We start from the raw sequence: 19,464 nt of genomic DNA on the forward strand, positions 1-19,464 counted from the left end.
CTCAGGGGAGTTGTCAGGCGGCGCTGGAGGTGTCGGCGTGGCCGTGCAGGCGGGCGACGACCTCGGTGAGCTGGGCGGCGACCTCGGCGTCGTCGACCGGGTGGGTCTCGGCGAAGCGGGTCACGGAGCCGGGGATGGAGAGCTTGAGGTCCTCGATGACCGTGGCACCGGCGATGCCCGCGGCCTTGCGGGCGTCGTCCTGCGCCCACACGCCGCCGTACTGGCCGAACGCGGTGCCGATCACGGCGACGGGCTTGCCGCTGAGGGCGCCGGCGCCGTACGGGCGCGACAGCCAGTCGATGGCGTTCTTCAGGACAGCCGGCATCGTGCCGTTGTACTCCGGCGAGAAGAGCAAGAAGGCGTCGGCGTTGCCCGCGACCTCACGCAGCCGCGCGGCGGCGGCCGGCACGTTGCCCTCGACGTCGATGTCCTCGTTGTAGAAGGGGACCTCGGCCAGCCCCTCGAACAGCTCGACCTCCGCACCCTCGGGGGCGAGCTTCACGGCCGCCTCCGCGAGCTGGCGGTTGTGGGAGCCGGCGCGCAGGCTGCCGACGAGCGCGAGGATACGTACGGACATGGGTAACTCCTGGGGACGAAATAGTGCCGAAATAAACCGGACCGAGGTCCGCTTGCTGGTCTGTTTAAAGTTGTACCAGCTAAGCGGACCGGGGTCCAGTTGTCCCCGGATGCCGTTACGCTGTGTTCATGTCCACCCCACTTCCGCCCTTTCCGAAGCGGCGGGAACCCTCCGGGGAGCCCGTCGCGCTGGAGCTGACCTCCGGGTCCGACGGGCCGCAGCTGCGTGCCGACGCCGCGCGCAACCGCGCCCGTCTGCTGGAGGCGGCCGCCCGCCTGGTGGAGGAGCACGGGGTGGCCAATGTGACGATGGAGGCCGTCGCCGCCGCGGCCTCGGTGGGCAAGGGAACCGTCTTCCGGCGCTTCGGTGACCGCACCGGCCTGCTGATGGCCTTGCTCGACCACACCGAGCGGCGGTTCCAGGCCGCCTTCTTCGGCGGCCCGCCGCCCCTCGGTCCCGGCGCGTCACCGGCGGACCGCCTGCACGCCTTCGGCTGCCGGGCCCTGCGTGAGACCCGCGACCGGCTCGACCTGTACATCGCCGCCGAACCGGACGCCTCCCGCCGCTTCAGCTCGGCGCCGTACCGGGTCCGCTTCACCCATGTCGCCATGCTGCTGCGTGAGGCCGTGCCCGGCGCGGACAGCGAACTCCTCGCCCAGACCCTCATGGGCTATCTGGAACCCGCCCTGATCCACCATCTGACCCGACAGTGCGGGATGCCCCTCGAACGCCTGGAGTCCGGCTGGCACGACCTGGTGAAGCGCACCACCTTCCCGGTGTCCGCCTAGCTAGCCTCTGGCGTCCGTCAGCTGAACGGATCCAGCGTGATGTACGCCTGCTGGGGATTGCCGTCGTGGACGAGTGACTCGTAGTTGCCGACGTCGTCGAACGCGAACGCGTAGGCCTTGCCGTCGGCCATCTGGGCATGGATCTTGCGGGCGTAGTGGTTGGTCACCGTGTCCTGGTAGAAGTTCGCCGAGCCCGTGTCCGGCTGGTTGGGGTTGGTCAGGAGCGTGGAGCGGTTGAAGCCCGCGCACAGGGTGCGTGAAATGGGGCCGCGCACCAGGTCGTTGGGGGCGTCCAGTCGCTTGTAGCATCCGAAGATGCTGTCGGAGTCGGGCTTCTGGAAGCTGGTGACGACGGCTCCGGCGCTGTTGGTGAAGTTCATGACGTCACCAGAGACGCGCCCGTAGTACTTCGTGTTCGGCTGATCGGTGAACGGTGTCACCGTCAGCGTCGACGAACTGTACTTCTGCCACACGCGGTTGACGTAGTCGTCCATGACGGTGCTCGGCAGCGCGCCCGCCTCGATGCCGTGGCCGGGAGCCAGCGCCCGCAGGACGGTGCCGTCGGACCGGGTCTGGATCAGATTGGCCCAGCCGCCCGGCTGACCGCGCAGGGCGTTGAAGAACCCGGTGTAGCCGCCCGGCTTGAGGTGGCCGGTGTTCTTCGTACTCCCGTCGGCGAGTTGGACCCCGACGGCGTACGGGGCCGAGAACATGTCGACCTGGGTGCTGTTGATCCACAGCCCGGAGTCGTTGAGTGTGTACTCGGACCAGTTGAAGAGGATGTTGCGGTTGGGGTCGCTCGGATTCTGCACGGCCGGCTGCACCAGGCCGCCGGTGGTCAGCCGGAAGTCGAGCTTCTGGCCGTAGGAGAAGTAGATCCGGCCGGAGAACTTGGGCATCCGGATCGTCGTCGACTGGCCGTTGGCCGGTCCCGTGATCGACGCGTCGGGCGCGGGCGTCGGCGGATTGCCGCCGGCGGGCCAGGCGTGGAACGTGCCGTTCGCGTCGGCCCAGCCCTGCTGGCCCGTCGAGAGGAGTGTTCCGAGGTCGTAGATGTACACGGGGTCGCTGCGGCCGGAGTTGTTCGTGAACTTCAGTGGGATCGTCGTCGGGACGGCCGCGTTCGCGTCGGAGGGGGCCCCGAACGTGACAAGCGCCGTGGTGGCGGTGGCCGCAGCCACCACCAGGGCGTGCCATTTGAGACTCCTGAGCCTTCTGGGCACTCGCTCTCTCCTTGGGTGGGGGGATTCCAACGAGGTGGATTCCGGCGGAGTGGAGCCGTCCGGTTCTCGTTGAGAGCGCTCTCAGAATTGCGGCGGGTGCCGTACATGTCAACGATTCGGACAGGATTGGTCTGGTCCAACTGGGCTCGGTGGCGTCGCATGGTGATGTTCACGGCGGATCCGACGGGCAGTCGGCGGAAGCGGTCACGAATGCCGATGGAGCGCGCTGAGCTGCTGCTCGATGGCCGCGCGGCCCTCGTCGTCAACTGCATCGGGCGATCCCGGCAGGGCATCGGAGATGGCTGGAAGGGCTGGCTGGAGGAGACTCGCATCGGGGAAGTGTACGGGGGCTATAACGGCGCTCCGCTGCCCGCTCTGAACTCCCGCCGGTGCGGCTGCAGCCGCGAGGCCGGGTGAGTTGCCCTGTGGTTGCGTTCCTGGAGCGGCTATCCGTGAGGCGCGGTTGGCGTCCCCTGGGCAGGAACGGCCCAAGGGGAGTGGTGCGTCTCGTGGTGACCGGCTCGGGCGGGAGCGCGACGTGCACGTGTTGGCGTCTGTGACCAGGTCTGATCAGACACTTGCTGACCTTTTGCTGACTCTACTGACGAGTAGTCAGGTGCTTCGGCGGTGTGCGCGTGCACGCTGAGCCTGGCCTTGTGCAGCTGTCCTTGCGTGCGCGAGCGGCGGAGAGGGCTGATTGCCTGGCTTGCGCCGATCCTCAGGCGGGCCCGGTCTCGTGAGGCGTACGGAACTGTGTCAGTTGCGTGGGGATAGCTGTTTTGTTCTCGGCGTCATCCCGGCGGGCGGGCGGCTTCGACGGCCCGCGGTTCGGGCCCAGAAATGGCAATCTTCGTCGGGTAAATGACGGCAGGGTGGCCGCCTGTCTCGACGCCTGGAGTGCGCGCCTGCGTATCGGGGAGCGGGCTGTTACCGCAACATTAACAGAATTCGCTGCGGTCGGACGGTGACCTCGAATTCCGTGTGTTCGTCTGCGGATTCGTAGTCATTTTTATCGTGACCGAAGCTGGTGGTGAGAGAGGGATGGCTGCGGTTTTGATTCGCTGCCGCGGCGCTCGCTCTGAAGAGGTGTCGGTGCGCGGCACAGGCTGGGCCGCTATTCGGCACGTCATGGTGCACAGTGGGCTCACCGAAGGCCTCTGGGGTTCGGTGGAGGCATGGTGACGGGCAGGCTCGGGCGACGAAGAGATCTTCTTGAAGTTGTCTACCGAGATGCCCTGACCTGCGGCGATGAGTTCAGCACCGACTCTGACCTGCCTGGATAACCCTTTCAGGCTCTTTCGGGATCGTGCCGCGTTACGCAGCCCATTCTCCCCACGCGCTCCCCACGGCGGCTCGTACTCCCCAGATTCTCCCCAGGAGGGTTGCCGGATGATGATCGTTGGGCGTGTTCCGGAAGGCCCGCCGACCAGGTACGCCGGTCACGCTTCGTGGCCGATCGCGGGACGGAAGATGCTGGTGCACTGCCGCAGGGACTGCGTCAGTGCACCACGGGCGGGCCCTCGTGGTCAGTTCCGTCCCCGGTGACCTCCATCGAACATCGCCACCGCCTTTGTCAATGCCAGAACATCGGAATCAGCACAGCGGACACACGATGGGGTCGCGGAGTTGCGGTGCGTGGTCAACTACGTCAAGCGGCATGGCCGTCGACCACCGGCGGCCCCTCGTCCAGCGGATCACCCCCGCGGGCAGGGCAGGTACGCCGCGCTGGGCAAGGTGGCATCCGTGCGCAGCAAGCAGCGCCACGCATGGGGGAGGGAGTCCACAGGGCGTCCGCCTGTGGTGGACCGGATTTCTCGGCGGATCGGTGCCGTCGTCTGATGGATCTGACGGCCATCCGCGCAGCCTGACCCGGCACGTGCGAGGGCAAGCGCCGCGCACCGTTGTACGACGGGATCGCTCCCAACGCGTAGTCCGTGTAGCCGTAGGAAACAGCGGATTAGGGAGCGGCCTGCGACGTTACCTCGCCGTCGGCTCCCACACGACGCGTGCGAGCCGAACTCGCCAGCTTCTCGGCAGCCACTTGGGCGGTGAGGCCCTGAATCTCCTCGCCCGCCTCGATGGCTGCGCGCCTGACTTCGAGGGTCAGGCCGACCGACGTCTTGATGATGCCCCGCACCAGCGGTTTCACCACTCTCTTGACCAGAGGGGCCGCGACGAGGCCAACGAGAAAGGAGGGAGGAACTACAGGGGACATGAGTGAACCCTCTCTTCTGTACACGGCACGGTCACCCCCCCGCCAATAACACCGTAGTCGGCCCTCGGCCGATGTGCCCGGGGACGCTGACGCCTTTCATTCGTTCGGGCGGTGCACCGGGGCAGATCGTGGCTGGGGAACGGGATCACGATGGATCCGGCGCGCTCGGCCCGCGTTCGTCCAGCAGTGAGCCCACCACATGCACAACGAACTCGGGTACGCGGTCGGGAAAATCGTGGCCGGTTCCCTCCGGGGTATAGACCCTCCGGGCCGCGTTGGAGGCCTTGAGAAAGCGATCTCTCGCGGTGAGGAGGAAGTGCCGTACCCGGGCGCTCTCTTCTGGATCGTCGACCGCGTCGAAGATCTCGCCACCGCCCGTCAGGTCTCGTGGCGCCACGAGGAGGAGAGGCAGCGAGCCGAGTTCGCCGTCGTACACGACCGTCTGCCAACCGACTCGGGTGATGCCGTCCGGCGACAGCTCTCGCAGGATCGATGCCGCGGCGCAGTTCGCCTTGGTCCTGGTCTCGATCACGGCGAGAACATGCGCCGGGTCTTCGGGAGAGTGCACCTCGTTGTTGGGCACGAGGGCGTGGAGGCCGAAGAGGTGGCGCAGTGCGAGGGCGGTCTGGTCCCTCACGGCATGCCGCAGGCCCGGAAGTGACGGGCCGAAGGCGATGACATCGGGCGGGGTGGGATCGAGCAGCACCAGGCCGGCCACCAGGTCGGGGCGGCGCCTGGCCGCGTTGGCCATGAGCAGTCCCCCGAAGGAATGCCCCACGAATACGTAGGGTCCCTTTTCGCCGGTCCGCTCCAGCGCCGTGAGTAGTTCGACGGCTTCGACTGCCGTCGTGCGCGGGAACGGGCCCGGGTCGCTCCAGCCGGAGCCCGGACGGTCCACCAGGACCGAACGCGTCCGTTCGCGCGCCAGCGCGTGCAGTCGGTACATGGTGTACCCGCCGGTATGGCCGCCCGGCATCCAGACCACGGTCGGCCTCGGTCCGGCGTCTCCCTCGGCGAGGACGTGCATGCGGTAGCCGCCCACGTCGACCATGAGCCCGGGTGGCGGATACCTCGTCCGTATCCGGGCCACGTGCACCAGATGGCGGAGAGACCCGAGACCGAGCGCGAGGGCCACGGCGCAGAGCACACCGCCGAGAACGCGCCAGCCGGTTCCCAGGGTGACGCACCAAGCGCCCGCGGCCGCCGGTAACAGGGCGATGGCCAGCCCGGCCCAGTCCCGGCTGAGCAGCCGGAGTGTCGCGTCGGCGACACGTGTGCCCGGTCGCATGGTTCCCTCTCCGTGCCGGCCTTCGGTGTCGCTGCCAGGGACACCGCGCGTCTCAGCGCCCGGCACAGGCATCGTCCCCTGAAAGCGCCGCGGGCGCCATACGCGGTGGCGGGCCCCGCCTTCCGGCACAGCCTTACGGGCAGCTGCCGGGGCCGAGACGCGCCCCTGGCCGAGGACCGACCGCACATGGCGCCTGCCCCTTGTGGGTGGGTGCAGTGAACGGCCAGCTTCCGGAGACGGGGGCACACCACCGTCAGGTCTGGTCCTCGCCGTTCGCGTGCGTAAGGCGTGCTGCCACGTCCTCGACCACTTCGGTCTCCCGGGCCACGAGATAGAAGTGGTCCCCAGGGAACGAGCGCAGCTCGAAGGAATCCGAGGCAGCGAGGTCGGACCAGGCAAGGGCCTGGTGGAGCACGCAACTCGGATCGTCCTGGCCGACGTACGCGGTGATCGGCGCCTTGACCGGAGCCGGATGCGGGCTGTGGTAGCCCTCGATGAGCCGGTAGTCCGCCCGGAGGGCGGGCAGCAGCAGATCACGCAGCTCCGGGATGTCGTAGGCCTCCGAGTGCAGGTCTCCGAGGTCACGGACGTGGGTGATCAGGGTTTCGTCGTCGGCGTTGTGCAGTGCGGTGTGTGCGGCATGCTGGGGGGCTGCGTGTGCGGAGACCAGCAGGTGTTCGGGGGCGATGCCGCGGGCCTCCAGCCGTAGGGCCAGCTCGTAGGCGACGCAGGCGCCCATGCTGTGTCCGAAGAGTGCCAGCGGCCGGTCGAGCCAGGGTCGCAGCGCGTCCGCGATCGTGTCGGCCAGGGTGGCCATGTCCTCGATGCAGGCTTCCGCGAGCCGGTCCTGGCGGCCGGGGTACCGCACGGCGAGCACCTCGACGTCCTCCGGCAGCAGCGCGGGCCAGCCGTGGAACAGTTGTGCCGTGCCACCGGCGTGCGGGAGGCACACCAGTCGGATCCTGGGGTCCACCGTGCGCCGGTGGACACGGAACCACCTCTTCGCGTCGTGTGGTGTCATCGCTGTCGGTGACCGCCCGGCTGGAGGGAGCTGAGCTTGGAGAGGAAGACGGGCAGCTGCTTCACCACACTCCTGGACAGGTAGGCGGTCTGCACGGTGTGGCGAAGGCGATCGGTCACGACGAGTTTGTAGGCGCTGTCTTCCTGGATGAGTTCGGCGGAATACAGGGGTGTTCCGGTCGCAGACATCTGACCTGTCTCCATCAGGGTGCCGCCTTCCGCAGCCATGCCTTCCACGCTTCCGTTGCCCGCTTCTCATCGATGGTGTCGGTGAACGGGTGGTGGCCGAGCCGCTCAGCGCACCTTGGCAGCGGCGGAAGCGGCGCCGCGGGTCTTGGCCGCGGTCTTGCTCTCGCTGTCGGCCTGTGGCGCGTGGACCGCCTGTGCCGCGGGGGCCGCTGCGGCCGTGGGCGCCGGCCCGGTGCCCGCTTCGGCCCGGCCCGCAGGGCCGACCTCCGGGGCGCTGGTGTCGGTGCCGTGCTCGGTGCCATGCGTCATCTGGGCGGCGAGCACTTCGGCGGTCGCCTCGGCCGCGAGATCCTGGATTTCCCCGCCGGCTTCGTGGACGGCCCTCTTGATTTCGATTCCCAGGCCCACCGACGTTTTGACGATCCCTCGCATGACGGGTTTGCCCAGCCTTTTGACCAGGGACGCGGTGATCAGACCGATCAGGAAAGGAGGTACTACAGGAGGCATGGCAGGGCTTCCTTCTCTTCGGCCAAGGAAACGATGACGGAAAGGGCGACAGGATTTGAACAGGAAAACTGCGTTGCCATGCATGGATTCCACGTCATCGAATCCGCACCCCGCATCACAGAGAATATCCATGGTTGGGCGTACGGCTACAGTTCCGCCGTGGCCTTCACTCATTCGAGTAGAACGGCCTTCCCATGACGGCCTGTTCAGACCGCTGGATGGCCCGATGCCTCGTGCAGTTCTCTCGCCATCCGTCGGCGCAGGGCGGGAAACGGGAGCGTGCCGCCGGCCAGCACAGCCTCGTGAAAGGCGCGCACGTCGAACGCGGCGCCGGAGTCGCGTTCGCACGCTGTCCGCAATGCCGTGAACTCCGTATGACCCGCCCGGTACGTCAGTGCCTGTCCCGGCATGTCGGTCGCGTAGCGCAGCAACTCGCTCGTGATCTGCGTTTCGGATTCGGCCGCCGCGTGGGCGCGCATGAAGGCGCGGGCCTGCTCCAGCGTCATGGTCCCGAGGTTGAGGCCGGTGTCGACGACGAGGCGCTGTGCGGTGAACCGTTCATGGGCCAGGCGTCCGTACCCGTCCCATGGGTCGTCGTACAGCCCCATCTCCCAGGCGAGCCCTGCCGCGTACTCCGCCCAGCCCTCCTGGAACCCGCTGAAGGGCACCAGTTCGCGTCGCAGGTCGGGCAGCGCGGTGCTCTCGGCCTGACGGGCGAGGTGGAAGTGGTGTCCGGGCGCGAGCTCGTGGTAGATCAACGCGGCCGCACCGAGCAGTGACCGGTGCGCCAGGTCCGAGGCGTTGTAGCGGTAACGGCCCACCGGTTGCGTGGCGGTCGGCGAGTCGTAGTAGCCGAACGTCATCGACGCCTCCAGCGCCGGGTCGAGGCGGGCCACGTCGTACGGGGCGCGGGGCAGGACCGTGAACCAGCGTGGCAGCAGCGGCGTGAGGCGGTCGAGGTGTCCGCGGTAGCGGGCCTCGACCTCCTCCGGGGTGGCGGCGTACAGGCGGGGCTCGGTCGCGAGCCGTTCGTGGAACTCCGCCTCCGTCCCCGCGAAGCCGAGTGTGGCTCGCATCTCCCGCATCCGCTCGCTGAGTTCGCGGCAGTGCTCCCGGCCGAGTTCGTGGAGGCGTTCGGGTGGTGTGTCGCCGGACGTGTACGTCGTGACGAAGGACCGGTACGCCGCTTCGCCTTCTGGGTAGTGGGCCCATCCGACGGCCTGTGGCGCCCGCCTGCCGTAGTCCGGGTCGCCCACGAGGGCGAGGAGGCGGTCGAACGCCGGCTCCAGCTCGGTGGCCACGATGCCCACCATCGCGTCGTGCAGGTGGCCCCGGCTCGCCGCGTCGAGTCGGGTGAGCCGCTCGGCGTCCGCTCGGACGTACCGCGTCGCCGATGCCCGCAGCCGGGTGAGGGTGGTGTGGACCCCGGCCAGCGCCGGGGCCGGGATGCGGAAGCCCCGTGCTGCCTGCTCGGTGGCTTTCTCACCGATCGTCGCGACGCAGCGGGCCAGATCCCGTACGAGGGACACGTACCGGTCCGTGTCGGTCCGGTGCTCGAAGCGGAACGGGCGGAAGACCGTGTCACCGTACTGCTGGAGGCGGAAGAGCTGGTACGGCGTGGCGGTCGGGGTGAGCCAGTGGAAACGTCCCGCCTCCGCTTCCTGTTCGGCCAGCGCCCGTAGGAAGTCCGCGGTGTCGGCGGAGGGACCGGGCAGCACCGTGGGCCGCAGCGCGCCCAGCTGGTTCAGCACCTCTGCCGCGAACCCGGCGCGCTCGTCGGCCTCCGCGGCGGACACCCCCGGCAGCGACTCGACCGGCAGCCCGCGGCGTGTCCGCAGCGACGGCTCGCGGGCGAGCAGGAAGTCCCAGTACGAGGCCGCGAGTCGGTCGACCTCCCGCGCTGCCGAGCCGTCCGGGAGGTCCGATGAGTGGTTCGCCATGGTGCCAGTGTGCGCGCCGGGTGACGCCACATCGGCAGCGGAGATCAACCGCGAGTCGGGGGTTTCACTCGGACGGGGGAATTCCTCCGCTCCGTTCGTGTCCGGCCCGGGAGAGGCGGTCCGGCGCCGTTGATCGCGGTGGCACGATGAGCGGCATGCACCGCCGAACCGTGTCGTTTCCCAGGGCCCGGTCGGCCGCGGTGGCGTCCGCCGCCGTCGCGTCAGTCGTGCTGGCCGGTTGCGGCGGCGGCGACGTGTCATCGACCCGCACCCCTGTCGTCGTGGGGGGAACCGTCACGATCGCCACCGCATCAGAGACCCCGAGTTTTCATCCGTACGCGCAGTTCGGCTCCGCCCTGGCTGCTTACGCCTACGACTCGTTGGTCACCATGGCGCCGGACGGGCAGGTGGTGTCGGGCCTCGCCGAGAAGTGGCGGGCCGGAGCCACTTCGGCGAGTTTCACCCTGCGCAGGGGTGTGACCTGCTCTGACGGCACGATCCTCACGGCTTCCGGGGTGGCCCGGTCACTGAGATACGCGAGCGATCCCCGCAACCGGCTCGTCGGCGCCCGGGCGGCACTGCCCGGTGTGCCGTTCACGGTGTCGGCCGACGACGCGGCCCGGACGGTGTCGGTGCGGATGGCGTCGCCGTACAGCTTCATCGTGCGGACGATCGGTCTGCTGCCCGTCGTCTGCCCCGCCGGGCTGGTGGATCCCGGCGCGCTGGACAGGAGCACACAGGGCACCGGGCCGTACGTGCTGAGCGGGTACACCTCGGGCGGCCCGTACCTCTTCACACGACGCAAGGGGTATGCGTGGGGTCCGCGCGGAGCGACGAACGCGGTTGCGGGCCAGCCTGAGCGGATCGTGGTGTCGGTGGTGCCGCAGGAGTCCACAGTGGCCAACCTGCTGCTTACAGGCGGCGTGAACATCGCGACGCTGAGCGGCCCCGACCGCGCGCGGCTGACCGGCCATGGCCTGGCCACCGCTCAGGTGCCGACCGTGGTGGGGCTGACCTTCTTCAACGAACGGTCCGGCCGCCCCTTGAGCGATCCCGTGCTGCGTCAGGCACTGGTGGGGGCCCTGGACCGCAAGGGCCTGGCCAATGTGGCGATCGGCGGCGACGGAACGCCCGCGAGTCACCTGACCGCCGTGAACTCCGTCTGTCATACCGATGTGGCCGCCCGGAACCTGCCTTCGCACAGTGCCGTGGGACCCTTGGGCGCCGCGGGCTGGACGAAGAACGCACGGGGCAGGCTGGTCAAGCAGGGCCGGCCGCTGCGGCTGCGGCTGCTCAGCAGCGCCGACTTCGGCTCCACCCTTCCGTCGGTCGCCGAACTGATGGCCGTCACCTGGCAGGCGTTGGGCGCGGACGTCGACGTCGTCAGCGAGAGCCGCAACGCGGTGGTACAGGCCATGTACCAGAGTGGGGACTTCGACGTCGTGGTCGGCAGCTCGCCGGGTCCGCCGCTGCCCGCGCAGCTCGTCCCGTACTTCTCCGGTCCGCCGCCCTCGCGGGGCCTGAATTTCGCACACGTCGCCAACCGCGCCTACGACCGCTTCGTCGCCCTCGCGCTGCGCGCGCCGGGCACGGCCAGCTGCGCGGACTGGAACAGGGCCGCCGCGGCGCTGTTCCGCTCGGCCGACGCGCTGCCCGTCGCCGACGGCACGGGCACGGTGTACGGCTACCGGACGACCTTCGCCGTCGCGCCCGGCGGCCAGATCGTACCGACCAGCATTCGCCTGCACAGATAGCGGCGGCGGACGCCGCACACGGCCGACCACCACCAGTCGAGGAGGTCTCCCATGACGACCGTGTCCGCACGGCTCGGTGCCCTGGCCCGGCGCCACCCGTGGGTAATGTTCTGCTGCCAGCGTGCGGTGCGGCTGACGGTCTCCCTCTTCGTCGTCGTCACCGCTTCCTTCGCGATGATCCGGCTGGTACCCGGTGACCCCGTCCGGGCCGCGCTGGGCGTGGACGCCCCGCCGGACCTGGTAGCGGCTAAACGACACGAACTCGGCCTGGATCACGGCCTGTCGGCACAGTACTGGCGGTATCTGCGGCACCTGGCCCACGGGGACCTCGGGGTCTCCCTGGTGACCGGCGAGCCGGTGGCCGACCTGATCAGGGCACGTCTGCCGGCTACCTTGCTGCTGGCTGTCCTGGCCTTCGTCTGCGTGCTCGTCGTCGCCCTTCCCGGGGGGCTGCTCGCGGCGGTGTTGACACGCGGCGGGCGGCGGCCCGGGGCGGAGCTGGCGTTCACCGCCACCACCTCCGTCATGGCGGGCGTGCCGGACTTCGTGCTCGCGGCGGGTCTCACCGCGGGACTGGCGGTCGCCCTGCGCATCTTTCCGGTGGCCGGGGACCTCGGTCCCGAGTCCTACGTGCTGCCCGTGCTCGCGCTGGCCCTCGCTCCGACCGCGGTTCTCCTGCGGATCGTACGGGTGGAGACGCTCAAGGTTCTCGAGACGGACTATCTGCGTGCCGCCCACGCGAAACGGCTGCCCTCCGTCCCGCTCTACCTGCGCCACGTGGCACCGAACACGCTGACCGCGTCGCTGACGGTCGCCGGGAACCTCCTGCCGGCCCTGATCGCGGGGACCGTACTGGTCGAGAAGGTGTTCGCCTGGCCGGGCATCGGGTCGGCGATGGCGCAGTCCGTGGCCGCGCAGGACTACGCGGTCGTCGAGGCGTCGGTTCTGGTGCTGGGCTCGGCCGTCCTCGTGGTGAACTTCCTGGTCGATCTGGCCCTCGCGCTGCTCGACCCCCGATCGGTCATCCGGGAGACGTGATCCGATGGCGTTGTCCTCCGCTTCCCCGCTCACGCCGCGTGCCACCGCCGGCCGGTCTCGTGCGACCCGGTCGGGCTGGTCCACACCGATGGGCGTGATCACCCTGGCCATGCTCGGATCGCTCGCCGTACTGGCCGTCGCGGGGGCGGTGCTGTGGGGGCAGGCCGCCGACCGTCCGGACCCCTCGGCGGTGCTGCGGGCACCCACCGCGGGTCACCTCCTCGGTACGGACCATCTCGGGCGCGATCTGCTCGCCCGGCTGCTCTCGGCGACCTGGCTCTCCCTGCTGCTGGCCGTCGCGGCCACGCTCCTCGGCGCGGCGGCCGGGATCACACTCGGGGCGCTCACCGCCGTAGTGGGCGGACGCGCCCGCCGCCTGCTGGGCGCCCTGATCAACCTCCTGCTGGCCTTCCCCGCGCTCCTCGTCGCGATGTTCTTCGCGGCCCTCTTCGGCGTGGGGGCGGGTGGGGCGGTGTTCGCACTCGCCGTCGCCTGTGCACCGGGCTTCGCCCGGATCACGCAGACCCTCGCCGCCAAAGTGGCCGGGACCGACTTCATGGCGGCCGCGCGCGTGCTGGGCCTGCGCCGCCACCGGCTCCTCCTGCGCCATGTCCTGCCCCACATCGCCGAGCCGCTGATGCTCAACACCGCGGTCGCCACGGGCTCGGCACTCGTGGCCCTGTCGGGACTGAGCTTCCTCGGACTGGGGGTGCAGCCGCCCTCGTACGACTGGGGGCTCCTGCTCAGCCAGGGTCTGGACCGTATCTACACCGAACCGCTGCCCGCCGTGGCACCCGGCATCGCCATCGTCTACGCCGCCGTGGCCTTCCAGCTGCTCGGCGAGATGCTGGCCGGAGCCGCCGCGCGACGCGCCCGCCCACGGCAGCCGGAAGAACCCGCGCCGCACCCGGCGCGCACGGGCGTTCCGGGAGCCGCGGACCACGTGCTGGAGGTGGAGGATCTGCGGGTGGCCCTGCCCACGGCGGAGGGGGTGGTCCGGCCCGTCCGCGGTGTCAACCTCACCCTGCGGCGCGGTGAGATGGTCGGCCTGGTCGGCGAGTCCGGCTCCGGCAAGTCGCTGACGGCGCTCGCCATCGCCGACCTGCTGTCCGACGGCGCCTGCGCGACCTGGGGCACCCACCGGTTTCTCGGCGTGGATGCCGAGTCGTTGTCACGCAAAGAGCGACGCAGGCAGCTGGCGACCGGCTTGGCGATGATCTTCCAGAACCCGGCCTCGGCCTTCAACCCGTCGCTCCGCATCGGAACGCAGATGACGGAGGCCGTGCGCGCACACCACGCCACCCCTCGTGCCCAGGCCGTCGAGCAGGCGCTGGCCCAGCTTCAGCGGGTCGCGCTGCCCGGCGGGCGCCGCTTGCTGCGCTCCCGGCCCTTCCAGCTGTCCGGCGGTCAGCGCCAGCGAGTGGCGATCGCTGCCGCTTCGATGATGCGACCCGACCTCATCGTCGCGGACGAGCCGACGACAGCCCTGGACGTCACCGTGCAGCGGCAGATCATGGACCTGCTTCGCCGTATCCGGCGCGACGACGCCACTGCGATCCTCTTCATCAGCCACGACATCGCCCTGGTGGCCGACGCCTGCGACCGGGTTCTGGTCATGTACGGGGGAACGATCGTGGAGAACCTTCCGGCCCATGAGCTGGCGACCGGCGCACGGCATCCGTACACGCGGATGCTCGTCGCCTCGGTCCCGGACCTGGCCGCGGATCGCGACCACCCCCTGCACACCATCGAGGGAGGGCCGCCCGATCCGTACGGTACGGCCCCGGGCTGCCCGTTCCATGACCGGTGCCCGCATCGAGTGGACCGGTGCGCCGTGGAGAGCCCCGTGTTGTCCCCGCTCGACCCGGAGCACGAGGTCGCCTGCTGGCAGCCGCTGCCCCGGGCCCTGCTCTGCGGACAGCGTGAGACCGAAGAGGCGGAGCAGTGAGGGAAGAGGCAGGGCTGGCGCTGTGCGACGTCACCGTCCGCCACCACGGGCCGTTCGGGCCGGTCACGGCGGTGGACGGAGTGTCTCTGGAGGTTCCCCGGGGCACGACGGTCGGCCTGGTCGGCGAGTCCGGTTCGGGAAAGTCCACGCTGGCGCGTGCGGTCGTCGGGCTGGACAGCCCGTGCGCCGGGCGGATCACGGTCGGCGGACGGGAGTACCGAGGGCGTCGGGCGGCCGATCGGCGTCGGCTGGGCCAACAGGTCCAGCTGGTGTTCCAGGACCCGGACACGGCGCTGGACCCCCGTATGACAGTCCGTCAGTCGCTTGCCGAAGCGGCCGGGGCCTTCGTCCGGCTGGACCGCCGTAGCCGCGAACAGCGCATCGGCGGACTGCTGGAACTGGTCGGTCTCGACGCCGGCTGCGCCGACCGTGTGCCGCGACAGCTCTCGGGCGGCCAGCGCCAACGCGTGGCCGTCGCCCGCGCGCTCGCCGTCGATCCGGCGGTACTCATCGCCGACGAGGTCACCTCGGCTCTCGACGTGTCGGTCCGGGCGGCGCTCCTGACCACGCTCCGGGACCTGCAGCGACGCATGGGCTTCGCCATGCTGTTCATCAGCCATGACCTCGCCGCAGTCCGCCATGTGTCGGACGTCGTCGCCGTGATGTACCTCGGCCGGATCGTCGAGACCGCCGCCACCGAGAACCTGCTGCGCGGCCCACGGCATCCTTACACCCGGACGCTGCTGTCCGCCGTGCCGAGCCTGCATCCCGGACGACGACCGGTCGGGGAAGCGCTCCTGCCCGAAGAGGTGCCCGACCCCGCGTCGCCACCGACCGGATGCCGCTTTCATCCGCGCTGCCCCGTCGGGCCGAACCGGCGCCCCGGACGGGACGTCTGCGCCGCACGGGACCCTCAGCAGGAGGCGGCCGGACAGCCGCACCGCGCCGCGTGCCACTTCCCGTATCCCGCCGCCGACTGCCCGCCGTACGCCGGCAGCGTGCACCAGGACGCGCACGGTGACCGGGCTTCGCGAACCCCCGGGGATCTGCCGTCATGACGGCCAGGGAACCGGACATGCTTCCGTCCGGCGCGGACGCGGTCGTCGTGGGGGCCGGTGTGATCGGTGCCGCGGTGGCACTGGAACTGGCGCGCACCGGCCGGCGCGTCGTGGTCGTCGACAAGGCCGGCGGCGTCGGTCACGGATCCACCAGCGCCTCCAGCGCGATCATCCGTTTCAACTACTCGACCTGGGACGGTGTCGCCACCGCCTGGGAATCCCGGCACTGCTGGGCACGATGGGCGGAGCACCTGGGTACCGGGCGCGGCCCGGGTCTGGCGGCGTTCCGGCGGACCGGAGCGGTCCTCCTCGACGCGCCGGACTCCGGGACGCCGGAGGTCATCGCACTGTTCGAGCGTGCCGGCGTGCCGTACGAGCGCTGGGATGCCGCGACGCTGCGCAGCCGGATCCCCGGCATCGACGCGGGACGCTACGGCCCTCCCAGGCCCCTGCGGGACGAGGCGTTCTTCTCCGGCCCCGAAGGTGAACTCGGCGCGCTGTTCACACCCGACGCGGGCTTCGTCGACGATCCACAGCTCGCGGCACAGAATCTCGCGGACGCGGCGGCCCGCCTCGGAGCGCGTTTCCTCTTCCATCGCACGGTCGTCGGTGTCCTGCGTCGCGAGGACCGGGTGGCGGGCCTCCGGCTCGCTGACGGCACCGCGATCACGGCACCGGTGTTGATCAACGCCGCCGGGCCCTGGTCGGGAGCGTTCAACCGGCTGGCCGGGGTCGGGGCCGAGTTCACGGTCGGGGTGCGCCCACTGCGCCAGGAAGTCCACCAGGTGGCCGCACCGGTCTGCCAGGGCGACACCACCTCGTCGGGCCCGGGCGGCGCCGCGACCACACCCGGCCCGATCGTGGCCGATGCCGACCTCGGGACGTACCTGCGCCCCCGCGGCGGACACCTCCTCATCGGCAGCACGCTGCCCGCCTGCGATCCGATGGAATGGCTCGACGACCCCGACCTGTGCAACCCGCACCCGACGCCCACCGGGTTCGACACCCAAGTGACCAGGGCCGCACGCCGATTTCCGCTCCTGCGCGTTCCGAACCGGCCGACCGGCATCGCCGGCGTCTACGACGCCGCCGACGACTGGGCCCCCCTCTACGACCGCACCGATCTGCCTGGCTTCTACGTCGCGATGGGCACGAGCGGCAACCAGTTCAAGAACGCTCCTCTGGCGGGCCGATTCCTCGCCACCCTGGTCGACCGCGTCGAGGCCGGCCACGACCACGACCGCGATCCGCTGCGGTACACCGGCGAACACACCGGCATCGTCGTCAACCTCGGTGCGTTCTCCCGCAAACGGCCCCTAGCCGAGGGGGCCGCCTCCCGAACCGTCATGGGCTGACCCGTGGCGCGGCGGGGCCGGTGCCGTCCGGGAGTTGCCGCGCCGGACGGCACCGGCCTTGTGAACCGGCCTTGTGACGTCGGGAGAGGTCTACCAGCGGCCGCGTGCGGGTGCGGAGCCGAGCTTGGAAGTCAGCACGGACAGGAAGGTCGGGAGCCTGTCGACCGCGGATTTGGGGACAGGGGTGACCTGGACCGTGTCCCGCACCACGTCCTGCACGACGAGCTTGTAGGTGCCGTCTTCCTGGATGAGTTCGGCGGCGTAGAGCAGTGTTTCCACCAGCGGTCCTTCAGTTGTGGCGGGCGAGGGGTCAGGCGCCGTTGAGCCAGGCGGTCCACGCCTTGGTGGCCTGCTGTTCGTCCACGTCCTCGGCGAACAGGTGGTGGCCCAGCCAGATCGGCCAGTTCCAGGAGCTGCCGTTGAAGAACCGGTACAGCGCGTCCCGGCCGCGCAGGCCGACGAAGTCGGGGTTGAGCCAGTCCACGACCACCTCCTGCGAGCCGCCGTTCGTACCCGGGAGGTCGAGCGACAGCCGGTCGCCGACGGCCGTGTCGTCGGCGAGGCCGAGGCGTCGGCGCAGGGCGGCGAAGTCGGCCGGGTCGTCGGTGCGCTCGTCGCGGCCGGCCTTGACGTAGACGGCGGGACGGCCGGCGAAGTGCCTCAGGTACTCGGCGAGGCCGTGCTGGTAGAAGTCGACGTGCTTCTCGGCCGCGTCCGCCTTGGTGTCCCAGTAGTCGTCGACGACTCCCGTGTGCACCCAGTGGATGCCCATCCGCAGGTGGCTGGTTCCGTCGTCGAGCGGCTCGATCCGGTAGGTGAGGGTGTTGGAGAACCCGTCGTCCAGGGCCACGCGCACGGCGAAGTGGTGCGGCGGTTCCCACGCCACGACGGTGCCGTCGGCCCGGGTGACCTTTCCGCCGACGTGCGGCTCGACCTCCATGGGGTACAGCCAGCCGAGGTTGCCGGCGCCGGTGGCGACCGCGTGCCAGACCTGCTCGGGTGTGGCGGGCAGGTCCTGCTCCCGGCGGACCTCGAACTCTCGGGCCATGGTCAGTTCTCCTTCGTCGTCGTTCATGCGTCAGTGGGTGATCGGGAGGGCGTTCAGCCGCCGTTGCAGTGGGTTGGGCCGCCATTCGAGGGCCGCCCCGTCGGCCAGCCGCAGGTGCGGGAGCCGGCGGACCAGCGTGCTGACGGCCACCTCTGCCTGGAGCTTGGCCAGCGGACCGCCGAGGCAAAAGTGCGGGCCGTTGCCGAAGCTCAGGTGCCGGTTGCCGGGGCGTGACAGGTCGAGCCGGTCGGGCTTCTCGAAGCGTTCGGGATCACGGTTGGTCGAGGCAAGGAACAGGTACGCCAACTCGCCCTCGCGCAGCGTCTGCCCGCCGATCTCGACGTCCTCGGCCACCACCCGGACGATCGCCTGGGTCGGCGTGTCGTAGCGGGCGAGTTCGTCGACGGCCGTGCGGATCAGCGCCGGGTCCTCGCGCAGCCGGGCCAGCTCGTCGGGGTGGCGCAGCAGGGCGAGCATGCCGTTGCCGACCAGGTGGGTGGTGGTCTCGTCGCCCGCGGTGATCAGGACGAAGCAGGTGGACAGCAGTTCGGAGTCGGTGAGCCGGTCGTCCTGCGCCTGCGTCGCGACCAGGGCGCTGACCAGGTCGTCGCCCGGGTCGGCCCGGCGTCGGCGGACGAGCCGGGCGAGGTACTCCTCGTACTGCTCGATCGCGGCCTCGGACTTGTCGATGTCCTCGGAGAGCCGGCCGAAGCGGCGGAACCAGCTCTTGACCTGCGGGCGGTCCTCGGGCGGGATGCCGAACAACTCGCAGACGACGGACAGCGGCAGCGGGGAGGCGACCGCCTCGATCAGATCCATGGACGACCCCGCCGCGGCCGCCTCGTCGACGAGCCGGTCGACGATCCGCTGGATGCCGTCGCGCAGGGCTTCGACCCGCCGCGCGGTGAAGGCGCGGTTGGCCAGCTTGCGCAGCCGGGCGTGGTCCGGCGGGTCGGTGTTGGTCATCACCCGGCCGAGCCGGTCGGTGAGCCTGCTGAAGGCCTTCAGGTCGCCGCCGAGCGCACCGTAGGCGCGGGTCATCCGGTCCCGGTCGTTGGACAGCCGCAGGTCTCCCAGGGCCGCCTCGACATCGGCGTACCGGGTGAGATACCAGATGCCCTGGGCGCTGCGGTGGACCGGGCTCTCCCGCCGCATGCGGGCGTAGAACGGGTACGGGTTCCGGCGGGCCTCGGGCGTCTGCAGCGCCGCGGCGAGATCGCCGGGCCGGACGAGGCCCGCGGCACCGCGGGCCTCGTCCAGGGTATCGGTGGAGGTCACGTCGGCCGCGCTACCGCTGGGCGTCCATGGCGTCGACGAGGCTCTTGGGCCGCATGTCGGTCCAGGTCCGCTCGACGTACTCCAGGCACGCGGCATGGGTGTCGGGGCCGTGCGCGACGGTCCAGCCGGCGGGGACGTCCGCGAACTGCGGCCACAGCGAGTGCTGGTTCTCCTGGTTGACGAGCACAAGGAAGGTGCCGGCCTCGTCCTCGAACGGGTTGGTCATGGACATCAGTCC

At 70.3% G+C, this 19,464-nt stretch carries 18 protein-coding genes; 6 read left to right on the forward strand and 12 right to left on the reverse strand.

Features of this window, described 5'->3' with window-relative positions; genetic code table 11:
* Window positions 1-13 precede the first annotated feature (13 nt).
* Window positions 14-577, reverse strand: coding sequence for an NAD(P)H-dependent oxidoreductase (locus tag OG747_RS44760; protein ID WP_405885101.1), 564 nt, complete (start codon window positions 575-577; stop codon window positions 14-16).
* 128 nt (window positions 578-705) lie between these two features.
* On the opposite strand from OG747_RS44760, the gene OG747_RS44765 reads away from it, so the two are divergent.
* Complete coding sequence (locus tag OG747_RS44765; RefSeq protein WP_405885102.1) at window positions 706-1,365, forward strand: TetR/AcrR family transcriptional regulator; 660 nt, start codon at window positions 706-708, stop codon at window positions 1,363-1,365.
* Window positions 1,366-1,382: 17 nt separating this feature from the next.
* Here OG747_RS44765 and OG747_RS44770 read toward each other — a convergent pair whose 3' ends face one another.
* From OG747_RS44770 to OG747_RS44800, 7 genes are all read right to left on the reverse strand, one after another.
* Window positions 1,383-2,588: a glycoside hydrolase family 64 protein gene (locus OG747_RS44770; RefSeq protein ID WP_405885103.1), complete on the reverse strand. Its 1,206-nt coding sequence runs from the start codon at window positions 2,586-2,588 to the stop codon at window positions 1,383-1,385.
* 1,957 nt (window positions 2,589-4,545) lie between these two features.
* Window positions 4,546-4,740, reverse strand: a complete 195-nt coding sequence (locus OG747_RS44775; RefSeq protein ID WP_405885104.1) for a DUF5132 domain-containing protein — start codon at window positions 4,738-4,740, stop codon at window positions 4,546-4,548.
* Window positions 4,741-4,948: 208 nt separating this feature from the next.
* Complete coding sequence (locus tag OG747_RS44780) at window positions 4,949-6,091, reverse strand: alpha/beta hydrolase (RefSeq protein WP_405885105.1); 1,143 nt, start codon at window positions 6,089-6,091, stop codon at window positions 4,949-4,951.
* A 253-nt stretch (window positions 6,092-6,344) separates the two neighbouring features.
* Window positions 6,345-7,043: a thioesterase II family protein gene (locus OG747_RS44785; RefSeq protein ID WP_405885106.1), complete on the reverse strand. Its 699-nt coding sequence runs from the start codon at window positions 7,041-7,043 to the stop codon at window positions 6,345-6,347.
* Between the two features lie 65 nt (window positions 7,044-7,108).
* Complete coding sequence (locus OG747_RS44790) at window positions 7,109-7,300, reverse strand: hypothetical protein (RefSeq protein WP_405885107.1); 192 nt, start codon at window positions 7,298-7,300, stop codon at window positions 7,109-7,111.
* 105 nt (window positions 7,301-7,405) lie between these two features.
* On the reverse strand, window positions 7,406-7,807 hold the full coding sequence (locus OG747_RS44795) for a DUF5132 domain-containing protein (protein WP_405885108.1): 402 nt from the start codon (window positions 7,805-7,807) through the stop codon (window positions 7,406-7,408).
* Window positions 7,808-8,013: 206 nt separating this feature from the next.
* On the reverse strand, window positions 8,014-9,747 hold the full coding sequence (locus OG747_RS44800) for a DUF885 domain-containing protein (protein WP_405885109.1): 1,734 nt from the start codon (window positions 9,745-9,747) through the stop codon (window positions 8,014-8,016).
* Between the two features lie 155 nt (window positions 9,748-9,902).
* On the opposite strand from OG747_RS44800, the gene OG747_RS44805 reads away from it, so the two are divergent.
* The 5 genes from OG747_RS44805 to OG747_RS44825 all read left to right on the forward strand — a co-directional run bounded on the left by OG747_RS44805 (window position 9,903) and on the right by OG747_RS44825 (window position 16,900).
* The gene (locus OG747_RS44805) at window positions 9,903-11,501 is read left to right on the forward strand and encodes an ABC transporter substrate-binding protein (RefSeq protein WP_405885110.1); all 1,599 of its coding nucleotides are present in this window, start codon (window positions 9,903-9,905) and stop codon (window positions 11,499-11,501) included.
* 51 nt (window positions 11,502-11,552) lie between these two features.
* On the forward strand, window positions 11,553-12,539 hold the full coding sequence (locus OG747_RS44810; protein ID WP_405885111.1) for an ABC transporter permease: 987 nt from the start codon (window positions 11,553-11,555) through the stop codon (window positions 12,537-12,539).
* Window positions 12,540-12,633: 94 nt separating this feature from the next.
* Window positions 12,634-14,487 (forward strand): dipeptide/oligopeptide/nickel ABC transporter permease/ATP-binding protein, encoded by a 1,854-nt coding sequence (locus OG747_RS44815; protein ID WP_405885112.1) that lies wholly within the window; start codon window positions 12,634-12,636, stop codon window positions 14,485-14,487.
* Window positions 14,484-15,545, forward strand: a complete 1,062-nt coding sequence (locus tag OG747_RS44820; protein WP_405885113.1) for an oligopeptide/dipeptide ABC transporter ATP-binding protein — start codon at window positions 14,484-14,486, stop codon at window positions 15,543-15,545. The genes OG747_RS44815 and OG747_RS44820 overlap by 4 nt, the downstream gene beginning before the upstream one ends.
* On the forward strand, window positions 15,542-16,900 hold the full coding sequence (locus OG747_RS44825; RefSeq protein ID WP_405885114.1) for an NAD(P)/FAD-dependent oxidoreductase: 1,359 nt from the start codon (window positions 15,542-15,544) through the stop codon (window positions 16,898-16,900). Before OG747_RS44820 ends, OG747_RS44825 begins: the two co-directional genes overlap by 4 nt.
* Before the next feature lie 90 nt (window positions 16,901-16,990).
* On the opposite strand, the gene OG747_RS44830 is transcribed toward OG747_RS44825, so the two are convergent.
* From OG747_RS44830 to OG747_RS44845, 4 genes are read right to left on the reverse strand one after another with little or no spacing between them, the layout of a single operon-like run.
* Window positions 16,991-17,179: a hypothetical protein gene (locus OG747_RS44830; RefSeq protein WP_405885115.1), complete on the reverse strand. Its 189-nt coding sequence runs from the start codon at window positions 17,177-17,179 to the stop codon at window positions 16,991-16,993.
* Window positions 17,180-17,210: 31 nt separating this feature from the next.
* Window positions 17,211-17,975, reverse strand: a complete 765-nt coding sequence (locus tag OG747_RS44835) for an SRPBCC domain-containing protein (RefSeq protein WP_405885116.1) — start codon at window positions 17,973-17,975, stop codon at window positions 17,211-17,213.
* Between the two features lie 3 nt (window positions 17,976-17,978).
* Window positions 17,979-19,226 (reverse strand): cytochrome P450, encoded by a 1,248-nt coding sequence (locus tag OG747_RS44840; protein ID WP_405885117.1) that lies wholly within the window; start codon window positions 19,224-19,226, stop codon window positions 17,979-17,981.
* Window positions 19,227-19,236: 10 nt separating this feature from the next.
* Window positions 19,237-19,452 carry an MbtH family protein gene (locus OG747_RS44845; RefSeq protein WP_405886031.1) on the reverse strand — a complete coding sequence of 72 codons (216 nt, stop codon included), beginning with the start codon at window positions 19,450-19,452 and terminating at the stop codon, window positions 19,237-19,239.
* Window positions 19,453-19,464: the final 12 nt, after the last annotated feature.

It is taken from the genome of Streptomyces sp. NBC_01384 (assembly GCF_045040035.1).
Classification (GTDB): domain Bacteria; phylum Actinomycetota; class Actinomycetes; order Streptomycetales; family Streptomycetaceae; genus Streptomyces.